Origin of the sequence: Variovorax sp. CCNWLW235 (genome assembly GCF_037204085.1) — a bacterium.
Taxonomy (GTDB): Bacteria; Pseudomonadota; Gammaproteobacteria; order Burkholderiales; family Burkholderiaceae_C; genus Variovorax.
The window spans coordinates 95,062-107,402 of the sequence record NZ_JBBCBW010000002.1 but is presented as its reverse complement, the minus strand read 5'-3'; the positions used below and the strand labels follow the sequence as shown (position 1 = coordinate 107,402).

11 protein-coding genes are annotated in these 12,341 nt (G+C 65.7%); 6 read left to right on the top strand and 5 right to left on the bottom strand.

Annotated elements, in window-relative coordinates; all coding sequences use genetic code 11:
• Window positions 1-2: 2 nt before the first annotated feature.
• Complete coding sequence (locus tag V9L21_RS02955) at window positions 3-602, bottom strand: TRAP transporter small permease subunit (protein WP_258504994.1); 600 nt, start codon at window positions 600-602, stop codon at window positions 3-5.
• A 192-nt stretch (window positions 603-794) separates the two neighbouring features.
• On the opposite strand from V9L21_RS02955, the gene V9L21_RS02950 reads away from it, so the two are divergent.
• Entirely contained in the window at window positions 795-2,084 is a 1,290-nt protein-coding gene (locus V9L21_RS02950) for an SUMF1/EgtB/PvdO family nonheme iron enzyme (protein ID WP_337309028.1), read from the top strand.
• A 32-nt stretch (window positions 2,085-2,116) separates the two neighbouring features.
• Here the strand turns inward: V9L21_RS02950 and V9L21_RS02945 are convergent, their stop codons facing one another.
• The 3 genes from V9L21_RS02945 to V9L21_RS02935 all read right to left on the bottom strand — a co-directional run bounded on the left by V9L21_RS02945 (window position 2,117) and on the right by V9L21_RS02935 (window position 6,141).
• Window positions 2,117-3,553 carry an MFS transporter gene (locus V9L21_RS02945; protein ID WP_337309026.1) on the bottom strand — a complete coding sequence of 479 codons (1,437 nt, stop codon included), beginning with the start codon at window positions 3,551-3,553 and terminating at the stop codon, window positions 2,117-2,119.
• Between the two features lie 50 nt (window positions 3,554-3,603).
• Entirely contained in the window at window positions 3,604-4,710 is a 1,107-nt protein-coding gene (locus tag V9L21_RS02940) for a substrate-binding domain-containing protein (protein WP_337309024.1), read from the bottom strand.
• Window positions 4,711-4,785: 75 nt separating this feature from the next.
• Window positions 4,786-6,141 (bottom strand): aspartate aminotransferase family protein, encoded by a 1,356-nt coding sequence (locus V9L21_RS02935; protein WP_337309022.1) that lies wholly within the window; start codon window positions 6,139-6,141, stop codon window positions 4,786-4,788.
• A 108-nt stretch (window positions 6,142-6,249) separates the two neighbouring features.
• Between V9L21_RS02935 and V9L21_RS02930 the strand changes: the two genes are divergently transcribed.
• Window positions 6,250-7,218 (top strand): LysR family transcriptional regulator, encoded by a 969-nt coding sequence (locus V9L21_RS02930; protein ID WP_337309019.1) that lies wholly within the window; start codon window positions 6,250-6,252, stop codon window positions 7,216-7,218.
• 170 nt (window positions 7,219-7,388) lie between these two features.
• Here the strand turns inward: V9L21_RS02930 and V9L21_RS02925 are convergent, their stop codons facing one another.
• A complete protein-coding gene (locus V9L21_RS02925; RefSeq protein ID WP_337309017.1) occupies window positions 7,389-8,174 on the bottom strand; it encodes a FadR/GntR family transcriptional regulator in 786 nt (261 codons plus the stop codon).
• Window positions 8,175-8,366: 192 nt separating this feature from the next.
• Between V9L21_RS02925 and V9L21_RS02920 the strand changes: the two genes are divergently transcribed.
• From V9L21_RS02920 to V9L21_RS02905, 4 genes are read left to right on the top strand one after another with little or no spacing between them, the layout of a single operon-like run.
• Entirely contained in the window at window positions 8,367-9,572 is a 1,206-nt protein-coding gene (locus V9L21_RS02920; protein WP_337309015.1) for an ABC transporter substrate-binding protein, read from the top strand.
• A 26-nt stretch (window positions 9,573-9,598) separates the two neighbouring features.
• Window positions 9,599-10,459, top strand: a complete 861-nt coding sequence (locus V9L21_RS02915; RefSeq protein ID WP_337309013.1) for a branched-chain amino acid ABC transporter permease — start codon at window positions 9,599-9,601, stop codon at window positions 10,457-10,459.
• 8 nt (window positions 10,460-10,467) lie between these two features.
• Window positions 10,468-11,436: a branched-chain amino acid ABC transporter permease gene (locus tag V9L21_RS02910; RefSeq protein WP_337309011.1), complete on the top strand. Its 969-nt coding sequence runs from the start codon at window positions 10,468-10,470 to the stop codon at window positions 11,434-11,436.
• The gene (locus V9L21_RS02905; protein ID WP_337309009.1) at window positions 11,433-12,206 is read left to right on the top strand and encodes an ABC transporter ATP-binding protein; all 774 of its coding nucleotides are present in this window, start codon (window positions 11,433-11,435) and stop codon (window positions 12,204-12,206) included. Before V9L21_RS02910 ends, V9L21_RS02905 begins: the two co-directional genes overlap by 4 nt.
• The last annotated feature ends 135 nt before the right edge of the window (window positions 12,207-12,341 follow it).

Genomic DNA, 12,341 nt, shown 5'->3' with positions numbered 1-12,341 from the left:
GTTCAGCTGGATTTGGTTTGGGCTTCGGCCAGCCGGCGGATCGACTCGGCGAGCTCTTCTTCAGCCGTTTTTTCGCCACGCTTGGCCGTCGGGTCCTCGATGCGGCCCTGCAGGAAGGCAATGCGCTTGATCAGCTCGGACCACCCCTGCAGCATCAGCAAGCCGAAGCCGAGCGGAATCATTGCGTAGATCGGCCAGCGGATCAGGCCGCCCGCGTTGTTCGACATTTCGCCCGAGCGGTAGCCCTGCATGAAGAACGGAATGCCGTACCAGAGCACGGCCAGGCAGAACGGGGTGAGAAAGAAGACAAAGCCGATGATGTCGATCCAGATCTGCCCACGCTTGGACAGCTTTCCGGCGAGTACGTCGACCTTCACGTGCTCCTGGTTCAGCAGCGTGTAGCCCGCGGCAATCAGGAACGATGCCGCGAACAGGTACCACTGAACCTCGAGATAAGCGTTGGAGCTGATGTTGAAGGCCTTGCGGACTACCGCGTTCAGGGCGCTGATGACCGTGGACGCAAGGATGAGCCAGATCACGTACTTGCCGATCTGGCCGTTCAGCCAATCGACCGCGCGCGAAAATCTGAGCAGGAAATTCATGCTCTTCTCCAGAAGAATGGATGCTTGGATGCAGAAGCGGCCCGGACTCGGCCGGCAGGCGGCGGTCGGAGCTTTTGCGGACGCGCGATTTTATCGGCGCGGGAAGCCGTTTTCAGGCGGGGCCGGGCGGTGTATTCCCGTAGACGCGCCCGCCGTGCGCCACGCTGGTGCCGCGGCTCGCCATAATGAAACATGCCATCGTCGCCGCCCCTGCTGCCCACGGGCCTGCCGCACTCCATCGATTCGCCCGACATGCGGCGAGCCGGCCGCGAGCTGCTGTCGCTGGCCCTCATGGACGCGCGCAACCACACGCTTCACCTGCTGTCGCTTTATGAAGAGGCGCTGGGTTCGCCCGATCTTGCGGTGGCACGCACCGAAGACGCGGGCGTGGTGCCGCCGGTCTGGCTGGCCGGGCATATCGGCTGGTTTGCCGAATGGTGGATCGGCCGCAACACGCAGCGTGCCTTCGGCGCCGATTGCCCGGTGCGCCCGACGCGGCTGGCCGCCATCGATCCGCATGCCGACAGCTGGTGGGACCCCGCCCAGGCCACGCGGGAGCGGATCTGGTCGCCCGGCCTGCCGGACCTCGGCCAGACCAAGGCCTACCTGCTCGAAACACTGGAAAGCACGCTCGAGCTGCTCGAGCATGCGGCCGAGACGGACCCTGGCCTGTACTTCTACCGCCTTGCGCTTTTCCATGAGGACCTGCGCGGCGAGCAGTTCATCGTGATGGCGCAGACGCTGGGGCTCTCCCTCGGCATCGAGCCGCTGCCGGTTTCGGTCACGCGCGAGCCGCTGGTGCTGCCTTCCACGCAATGGGAGCTCGGCCTGCCGGCCGGCGGCGGATTCGCCTTTGCGCAGGAGCAGGGTGCGCACCGCGTCGACGTGCCCGAATTCGAGATCGATGCCCAGCCCGTGACCTGGAACCAGTTCATCGAGTTCGTCGACGAAGGCGGCTATGACCGCGAGGAGCTCTGGCACCCCGAAGGCTGGCGCTGGCTTTCCGCGCAGATCGATGGGCGCCGCGGGCCGCGGCATGTCGAGCAGATCGGCGCCGCGCGCAACGGCACCGGCGGCTCGGTGCTTCAGCACCGTTTCGGTGCAACCGTGCGTGCGGCCGGCCACCACGGCGCCGTTCACCTGAGCTGGTGGGAGGCCGACGCCTGGGCGCGCTGGGCCGGCCGGCGCATCGCAACCGAGGTCGAATGGGAGATTGCGGCGCACACCGCCGCGCGGCGCGGCTTTCGTTGGGCCGACGTGCACGAATGGACGGCGGGTACGCTGCGGCCATGGCCCGGCTTCAGGGCCGACCCGTGGAGCGGGGGCGGAGAGTTCGACCCGACCCCTGCGTTCGGCCAGGCCCGCGTGCTGCGCGGCGCGTCTTTCGCGACCCGGGCACGCCTGCGCTCACCACGCCGCCGCGGGTTCGCCTTGCCGGGCCGCGACGACGGTTTCTTCGGCTTCCGGACCTGCAGTCTGTGACTCTCCCCGAGCCCTCGCGCATCTGCGCCGCTTCAATGGCCGCCGTCACCTGACGACAGCGGCGGCGCCACTTCCTCCAGCGGTTTGCGCTCCGCGTCGGCCGCATAGCGCAGCGCCAGCAGTCCCGCGACGATGACCAGCGACGCGCCGATGAGATAGCCCACCATCACGGCGCCCCGGCTCCCGGTTTCGATCAGCGCGCCGAACAGCACCGGCGCCACGAAGCCGCCCGCGCCCATGCCAATGGCGTAGAAGATGGCGATGGCCATCGCGCGCATCTCGAGCGGGAACACTTCGCTGACAGTGAGATAGGCCGAGCTGGCCGCCGCCGAGGCCAGGAAGAACACCGCCGACCAGCACAGCGCCTGGCTGCGCGCGTCGAGCCAGCCCATCATGAAGGCCCAGCCGGTGAGCGCGAGCCCGACGCCGGCCAGCACATAGGTCAGCGCAATCATCTTGCGCCGGCCCACGCTGTCGAACAGCGGGCCCAGCAGCAGCGGCCCCAGCACGTTGCCGAGCGCGAACGGAAAGATATACAGCGCCACGTTGTCTTCGGCCACGCCGTAGAAGCGCGTGAGCACCAGCGCATAGGTGAAGAAGATCGCGTTGTAGAAGAAGGCCTGCGACACCATCAGCGCCACCGCGACCACGCTGCGCTCACGGTAGCGGCGCAGCAGCACGTGCGCCACTTCGCGCATTGTTGGACTCCGGCGATTCCCAACGTAGGCGACGCGGCCCTGCGCGGCAGGCAGCTGCCCATGCTGCGCCTGCACTTCAGCCTCGATGGCTTCGACAATGCGCAGCGCCTCGTCGGCGCGGCCGTGCGCCATCAGCCAGCGCGGGCTCTCGGGCACGTTGCGCCGCACCAGCAAGATGGCCACTGCCAGCATCGCACCCAGCGCAAAGCCCGCGCGCCAGCCCCATACCGGCCCGATCACGCGCGCATCGAGCAGCACCAGGCTGAGCGCGGCTCCCAGCCCTGCGCCAATCCAGAAGCTGCCGTTGATGGCAAGGTTCACGCGGCCGCGCACGCGGGCCGGAATGAGTTCGTCGATGGCCGAGTTGATGGCCGCGTATTCGCCGCCGATGCCCAGCCCCGTGATGAAACGGCAGAGCACAAAGAAGGCGAAATCCGGCGAGAACGCGGTGGCCAGCGTGCCCAGCGTGTAGACCACCAGCGTGACGAGAAAGAGTTTCTTGCGCCCGAGCCGGTCGGTCAGCCGGCCGAAGAGCAGGGCGCCGATGACCGCGCCGGCAATGTAGATCGAACCCGACCAGCCGATCTGGGCGGCGCTGAGGCCCAGTGTGTCGGGCCTCTCGAGCACGGCGCCTATGGAGCCGACCAGGGTCACTTCGAGGCCGTCGAGCACCCAGGCCACGCCGAGCGCGATCACCACGCGCCAGTGCCAGCGAGACCAGGGGAGGCGGTCGAGCCGGGCCGGAATGTCGCTGTGCACAGCATCCGTCATGGGCACAACCTTAACTTATTGGCCGGCCGGCGTTGCCTTTGCCGGCAATTTCAATGCTTGTGCGCCTTCTCGCGCTGGAAGGTCCACCACGGGAGCAGCTCGCGCAGCGACTGCACTTCGCCGCTGTTCGCGGCTTGGTAGCCGGGCAAGGTGCCGAGCAGGTGCTGCCAGCTTGCACTCTGCAGCACCGCCACCAGCGCCCGCGTAGCGGGCTGATCGAGTGCCGACTTCAGACAGGCCAGGTGATAGCGCTCATGCACCAGCGGCACGAATCCGAGGCCTTCGGCGTGGGCCGCCGATTCAACCCCGAGTCCGGCATCGGCCTGTCCCGAAGCCACAGCGTGCGCCACGGCGGCATGCGAGGTTTCGCAGCGTTCATAGCCCATGAGCGCAGCGGCATCGAGGCCCGCTTGCGACAGCAGCTCATCGAGCAGCACGCGCGTGCCGGTGCCGATCGTGCGATTCACATAGCGTGCGCGCAGCCGCGCCACATCCGCCAGCGAGCGCAGTCGCAGCGGATTGCCGGGCGCCACGAGCAGCCCCTGCGTGCGCCGCGCAAAGCCGATGAGCTTGTGCTGCCCGGGCTTGAGCAGCGGCTGGTAGGTGCGCTGTGCCAGCGAACCCTGCGGCGGATGCTCCAGCGTGTGAAAGCCCGCCATCACGCAGCGGCCCTGGTTCAGCGCGCGTATCGCGTCGACGCTGCCCGTGAAATGAATGTCCAGGTGCAGCTGCACAGTGCCCGCCGCATGGGTGCGCAGCAGCGCCAGAGCATCGTCGTGGCTTGCCTGCAGGCTCAGCACATGGGTGCGGTCATCGAAGGCGAGCGCGAAGGCACGCTCGAGTTCGGCGTGCAGTGCCTCGATCTGCGGTGCCAGTCGCGCCTGCGCCTGGCGCTCGGCCCACAGCAGCTTGTCGCCGAATTCGGAAAGCTGCGCCCGCTGGCCCTGCTCGCTCTGCACCAGTGCATGGCCGAGCGTCTGTTCCCAGTGCTTGAGCTCACCCCACACGTGGCGGTAGGAGAGGCCGAGCGCGCGCGCCGCGGCCGAGATGGAGCCGTGCTCGCGCACCGCCTGCAGCAGTTGCATCAGCGGATTGCGAATCTGCCGCGAACCGCTGCGGCGGGGACGGATCGCGTAGGAAAGGTCGATCTGTTGCACGGGGGTTGGCAGGAGGGAAATGAAGGCCGGCTCATTATGCAGAGCCGCCCATCGCCAACCGCCTGCCGCCGTGCGCTAGTTCGTTTCGGCCAGAGCGTCGGCCAGCGCGTTGATCAGGCGGTCGATCTCGCCCTTTTCCGCAATGAAGGGCGGCGCGAGCTGGATCGTGTCGCCGCCGTAGCGCACGTAGAAGCCCTTCTTCCAGCAGTTCATCGCGATCTCGTACGGGCGGCGCGCCGGTTCACCCGGCAGCGCGGCAATGGTGATGCCGGCAGCCAGGCCGTAGTTGCGGATGTCCGTGACGTGCTTGCTGCCCTTGAGGCTGTGCACCGCGTTCTCGAAATGCGGTGCAAGCGTTTTCACGCGGCCGATCATGTCTTCCTTCTGCAGCACGTCGAGCGCCGCAATGCCGGCGGCGCAGGCCACCGGGTGCGCGCCGTAGGTGTAGCCGTGCGGGAACTCGAGCATGTAGTCGGGGCCGCCGGCTGCCATGAAGGTGTCGTAGATGTCCTTGCTGGCAACCACCGCGCCCATCGGCTGCGCGCCGTTGGTCACCTGCTTGGCAATGTTCATGATGTCGGGTGTCACGCCGAAAGCCTCGGCACCCGTGAGCGCGCCGCAGCGGCCGAAACCGGTGATCACTTCATCGAAGATCAGCAGGATGTTGTTCGCCGTGCAGATGTCGCGCAGCCGCTTCAGGTAACCCTTGGGCGGAATCACCACGCCGGCCGAACCTGCAAACGGCTCGACGATCACCGCCGCAATGTTCGATGCATCGTGCAGCGCGATCAGGTCGAGCAGGCGGTCGGCCAGCTCGGCGCCGTTCTCCGACATGCCGCGTGTGAAAGCGTTGGCCGCAATCTGCGTGTGCGGCAGGTGGTCGGCTTCCACGCCCTGGCCGAAGAGCTTGCGGTTGGCCGCGATGCCGCCCACCGAAATGCCGCCGAAGTTGACACCGTGATAGCCCTTTTCGCGGCCGATCAGGCGCGTCTTGCTGGCGAGGCCCTTGGTGCGCCAGTAGGCGCGCGCCATCTTCAGCGAGGTGTCGGCGGCTTCGGAGCCCGAGCCGGTGAAGAACACGTAGTCCAGGCCCGCAGGCGTCAGTTCCTTGATCTTGTTGGCCAGCTCGAAAGAGAGCGGATGGCCGAACTGGAAGGCGGGTGAGTAGTCGAGCTTGGCGATCTGTCGGCTCACCGCCTCGGTGATTTCGGGGCGGCCATGGCCGAGGCCCGAGCACCACAAGCCCGAAAGGCCGTCGAAGATCTTGCGGCCGTCGCCATCGGTGAAGTAGGCGCCCTTGGCCTCCACGATCATGCGCGGATCGGCCTTGAAGTTGCGGTTGCCGGTGTAGGGCATCCAGTGCGCGTCGAGCCATGCGGCGTCGGTACGCAGGGCGGGCGTCGGTTCGATGGCGGGTGTTGCAAGGGTCATGGCGCTTCCCGCGCAGGGCGGGCTCCAGAAGGGTGATGAGGTGTGCCGATTGTTGGCATGGCCTTCAGTGTGGAGAATGGCGCAATATCAATGTTCACTTGACGTTTCATGCAAGTAAAAGCCAAAGCCCAAAACAGTGCACAAAACGGTGCACAAAGCACGCGCAACCGCGCCGTTCTGGGGCAGCTCAGCGACATGGACCTGCGCCTGCTCAAGGTGTTCAAGAGCGTGGTCGATTGCGGCGGCATGGCGGCAGCGGAGCTGGAGCTGAACATCGGCACCTCCACCGTGAGCCGGCACGTGAAAGACCTGGAGACGCGGCTCGGGCTGGTGCTGTGCCGACGCGGACGGGCGGGCTTTGCGCTCACGGCCGAAGGCCAGCGGGTGTACGACGAAACCCTGCGGCTGCTGGCCTCGGTCGACGCCTTTCGCGGCAGCATCGACGACATTCACAACCGCATGGGCGGGCAGCTGGAGGTGGCGCTTTTCGACAAGACAGCCACCAACCCGAAGGCGCGCATAGGCGATGCCATTGCGCGCTTCACCGAGATGGCGCCGGAGGTGAACCTGGCGGTGCATGTAGGCTCGATCAACGCCATAGAGCAGGGCGTGCTGGAGGGCAATTTCCAGATCGGCATCATTCCCGCGCACCGCGCCTCGAAAAGCCTGGTGTACGCCGATCTGTTCGACGAGACGATGCTGCTTTACTGCGGCAACGGACATCCGCTCTTCGACAGCAACAACGCAAAGCTCACCTGGGCCAAGCTGCGGGAGCACCACTTCGCGGGCCTGGGTTACCACTCGCCCAATATGGAACTGAGCCACCGGGCCAAGCTCTCGCGCAAGGCGACGGGCTTCGACCAGGAGGCGATTGCGACGTTGATTCTGTCGGGGCGATTTCTCGGTTTTTTGCCTGACCACTACGCGCAGGTGTTCGATGAGCGCGGGCTCATGAAGCCTGTGCTGCCGGCTCGGTTCAACTACGCGTGCCGGTTTGTGAGCTTGCTGCGGCGGTCGCCCAAGCCTTCGCGGGCTGTGCTGGCGTTTCAAGACTGCTTGGAGAAGGCACACAAGTAAAGCTTGTGCGCGACCTCTCTTGCTCCCTCTCCCGCTTGCGGGAGAGGGCTGGGGTGAGGGCTTCGGCGATGGCAAAGGGCGTGCGGGTGTTAAGGCCCGCGGCCCTCACCCTAACCCTCTCCCCGAGGGGAGAGGGGACAAGAAAAACGGCCTGCTCTCAACCTGGCCGGTCAGCGCTGCCCGCTAGGCAGCAGCAAATGCTTGGCCCCGATATGCGCCTCCATCTCATGCATGTGCGCCTCGGCATCGATCATGTGCTCGGCCATCAGCCGGCGCACCTCATCCGCGTCTTCCCGGCGGTAAGCCGACAGCAGCTGCGTGTGGTAGTCGACATTGGTCTCGCCAAAATGGTGATGGTCCAGCGCCTTCTTGTAGACCACCAAGTCTCGCAGCAGGTCGTTCAAGAAGCGGCACATGAATGACAGCACCGGATTGGGGCAGGCCTCCGCCAGCATCGTGTGAAACGCAAGCTCGGCCTCGCGCTGCGTGCGCAGTTCGTCTTCGTTGGTGGGCTCCAGCGTGCAAAGGCGCACATTCGCTTCCAGCCGTTCGAAATGTTCGGGCGTCAGCTTGCCGATCACGCTCACTGCCAACTCGGGCTCCAGCACCTTGCGCAGCTGATAGATGTGGTGGCCGTCCAGGTGGTGAAAGTGCAGAAAGTTGCGTAGCGGCTCCGACGCGTGGTCGACCGACACCTGCTGCAAATAGGCCCCGCCGCCCGGCCCCGTGCGGATGGAGATGAGTCCGCGCACTTCCAGCGCCTTCAAAGCTTCGCGCACCGTGCTCTTCGAATATCCGAAGAGCTCGATCAGCTCCTTCTCATTCGGCAGCCGGTCGCCCGGCTGCTTGCGCTCGGCAACGATCCAGCGCTTGACGTCCTCGACGATGACGTCGGAGAGCTTTTGCCGCTTGGGGCGGTTCTGCCCGAATGCCATGGCGTCCTGCGTCGATTTCATGCGTAGCGAATCATTTTCGAGAGTGATGAGGCATCTGGAGCAGGTATCGGGCCCGGACCTTCCCCGAATTTTGGCACGACCATTGCTAGCGGGTTTTTACCAGCATATTAATCATATTTATCCGCTTAAATTTGCTGCCGACCCGAGGCCGCACCTTTTCTCTTACCTCCCAAACCACGTCCGGAGAATTCCATGCAACGCAGACACCTTCTTCAGCTTGCCGCCCTGTCGGCCGCTCCCGCCTCGCTCCTGGGCAGCCGCGCCGCCTTTGCCCAGTCGGCTGACGCGATCCGCTTCGGCTGCCCGGTGCCCATGTCGGGCGCCTTCGCGGCCAACGGCAAATTCGCGGACCTGGGCATGAAGCTGGCCATCGAGCAATACGGCAGCGTGCTCAAACGCCCGCTGGCCTACACCGTGCTCGACACCGAAGGCAAGCCGGCCACCGCCGTTCGCAAGGTGCAGGAAGCCTCGCAGCAGCAGGGCGCCAAGTTCTTCGCGGGCGGCATCCTGTCGTCCGAAGCGCTGGCCATGGGCAAGGAGGCCGAGAAGGCCGGCGGCGTGTTCATTACCACCGCGGGCGCCGACGAAATTACGGGCAAGGACTGCAACCCCGCCACCTTCCGCTGGTCGGTGCCCACCTTCGGCGCCATCGAACAGACCGTGCGCCCGCTGATCGCCTCCATGCCCAAGGCCAAGCGCTGGTACACCATCACGCCGCAATACGTGTTCGGCGAAGGCCTGCTGGGCGCGGCCAAGAACATCTTTCAGGAGAAGGGCATCGAGCACGTGGGCAACAGCTACCACTCGCTCAACGAGAAAGAGTTCAGCGGCTATCTCACCAACGCCATGGCGGCCAAGCCCGACGTGCTGCTGCTGCTGAACTTCGGTGCGCAATCGTCGGCCGCGCTGCGCCAGGCGGTGAGCTTTGGCATGCACAAGAACATGACCATCCTCATGGCCTGGGCCTCGGGCCTGGAGCAGTTCGACGAACTCGGCGCCGACCTGTGCGACGGCGTCTACTTCGGCGCGCAGTACTGGCACACCGCAGACACCACGCTCAACAAGGACCTGGTGAAGCTCACGGCCGACAAGCTCAAGATCGTGCCCAACTACAGCCTCGCGGGCTCGTATGTGTGCACCAAGATCCTCATCGACGGCATCGTCAAGGCCGGCACCGTGGACCAGAAGGCCGTGATCGCGGCGCTCGAAGGCATGAAGTACGAAGGGCTCACCGGCACCGAAGAAATCCGCAAGGCCGACCACCAGGTCATCAAGGACTACTACCTGCTCAAGGGCAAGGCCAAGTCGAAGATGAAGAACGCGGCCGACTATGTGGACGTGGTGAGTTCGGGCAAATCGTTCCTTGCCGTAGACAAGACCGGCTGCAAGCTGGCCTGAGGCCGCAAAAGGACACCGACGCGCCCATGACCGTCTACCTGCTCCAGACCATCAACGGAATCGGCATTGGCATGCTGTATTTCCTGCTGGCCGTTGGCTTGTCCATCGTGTTCGGCCTGCTGCGCTTCGTGAATTTTGCGCACGGGGCTTTCTATCTGCTGGGTGCCTACCTGTGCTTTCAGGCCATGCAGTGGGGGCTCGACTTCTGGGCCGCGCTGGTGCTGGTGCCGCTGTTTGTGGGCACGCTGGGCTGGCTGGCCGAGAAGCTGCTGCTGCGCCGTGTGTATGCCAAGGCGCACGAGTTCCACATCCTCGTGACCGTGGGGCTTGCGCTGGCGGTGCAGGAGATCGTCATCGTGTTCTGGGGGCCGCTCGGCAACAGCGTGCCGACGCCCGACCTGCTGCAGGGCGTGGTGATGTGGGGCAGCTTCATCTATCCCAAGTACCGGCTGTTCGTGATCGGCTTTACTGCCGTGCTCGCGGTGCTGCTGTGGTGGGTGCTCGAAGGCACGCGCCTCGGTAGCGCGGTGCGCGCGGGGAGCGAATCGACCGAGATGGTGTCGCTGCTCGGCATCAACGTGTTCCGCGTGTTCAGCCTGGTGTTCGCATTGGGCGCGGCTACCGCGGCACTGGCCGGCGTGCTGGCCGCGCCGATCCGCGGCGCGGAGCCCTTCATGGGCGTGGAAGCGCTCAGCGTCGCTTTCGTGGTGGTGGTGATAGGGGGGCTCGGCAGCTTTGGCGGGGCGCTGGTCGGTGGCTTGCTCATCGGCATTGTGCAAAGCCTGATGAGCACCATCTGGCCGCCGGGTGCGAGCCTGATGATCTACGTTGCAATGGGCGCCGTGCTGCTCTTGCGTCCGCATGGCTTGCTCGGCCGCAGAGGATGAACATCGCCATGCCAAGAAAAATCACTTTCCTCCTGGCGCTGATCGTCGCGCTGGGCCTTCCGCTGGTGCTGCGCTCGGGTTCGCTCGCGAGCGAGGTGCTGATCTACGCGCTTGCCGCGTTGGGCTGCAACCTGCTGCTGGGCTACACGGGCCTGCTCTCGTTCGGGCAAGGCATCTTCTTCGGGCTGGGCAGCTACACCATCGCAATCCTGCTCACGCGGCTTCAGTTGCCAATGCCGCTCGCGCTGCTTGCGGCCATTGCCATGGGTGCGCTCGGCGCTGCGCTGGTCGGCTGGGTGGCCATCCGCCAGCGCGGCACCTACTTCGTGATGCTCACGCTGGCCTTTGCGCAGATGTTCTACTTTGTGGCGTACACCGCTTCGGGGCTCACGGGTGGAGACAACGGCCTGCTCGACGTGCCGCGCCCCGCCTTCATGGACACGCCCTGGAAGTACTACGCCTTTGTGGCGGTGGTGTTCCTCATCGCCTTCGGCCTGCTGCTGCGCGTGACCGACTCGGTGTTCGGCCGCACGCTGCTCGCCATTCGCGACAACGAGGACCGCGCCGCCGCGGTGGGCTACGACCTAAAGCGCTTCAAGTTGCTGGCCTTCGTGATCTCAGGCGCCGTCACGGGCCTTGCGGGCGGACTGCACGCGATGATGACCGGCATTGCGCCGCTGTCGAATGCCGAATACCACACGAGCGAAATGATTTTGGTCATTACCGTGATCGGCGGCACCGGCAACCTGTTCGCGTCGGTGCTGGGCTCTGCCTTCTACGTGGTACTGGCCGACTGGCTTTCCACGCTGTGGCCGCGATGGCTGTTGTTGCTGGGGCTCTTGCTGATCGGCGTGAGCATCGGCATGCAACGCGGCCTGTGGGGGCTGGGCGAAAGCGTATGGCGCCGTGTGTTCCGGAAGGAGGCGGCCACCAAGAATGCGCTGCAAGCAACCGCGGCCCAGGGAGAAAAGGCATGAGCGAAGAACCGGTACTCATCGAAGCCATCGGCGTTACCAAGCACTACGGCAAGTTCGCCGCGCTCGGCGGGGTCGACCTGAAGATCAGGCGCAACACGGTGCACTCGGTCATCGGCCCGAACGGCGCCGGCAAGACCACGCTGTTCCACATGCTCACGGGCACCGGCACAGCAACCGGTGGCCGCATTCTGTTCGACGGCCACGACGTGACGCGCGAGCCCGACCACAAGCGCGTGCAGCGCGGCATGGCGCGCTCTTTTCAGGTGACCAGCCTGTTCGCGAGCTTGCCGGTGCGCGAGAACCTGCGCGTGGCGGCGCAGGGCATTGCGCCGCGACAGGCCATGAACTGCTGGCGCGCGCCGGTTGGCGAACGCGCCTGCGCAGAAACGGTGGCCGAGGTGCTGGAGCGCGTGGGCCTCACGCGGCTGGCCGATGTGCCCGCCAGCGAGCTCTCGCATGGCCAGCAGCGCCGCCTCGAAGTGGGCATGGCGCTGGCAGCGAAACCCAAGGCCATCTTCCTGGACGAGCCGACCTCGGGCATGGGCATCGACGACCTGGACGACATGAAGCGGCTGATTCGCGGCCTGCGCGATGCGCACACCGTGGTGCTGATCGAGCACAACATGAACATCGTGATGGACATTTCCGACACCGTGACGGTGATGCAGCTGGGCCGCGTGCTGGCTGAAGGGTTGCCGGGCGACATTCGGGCCGATGCGCGCGTGCGCACGGCCTACCTGGGAAACATGATCACCGGGGGCAAGGCATGAGGAACACTGTTTCCGGTGAGGGCCGCGGCCTTCGCACATGCACCGCCTTTGCCATCGCCGCCGGCCCTCACCCCAGCCCTCTCCCCGACGGGAGAGGGGGCAACAGCCGGGCCATGGCCGGCTCTCGGAGAACGG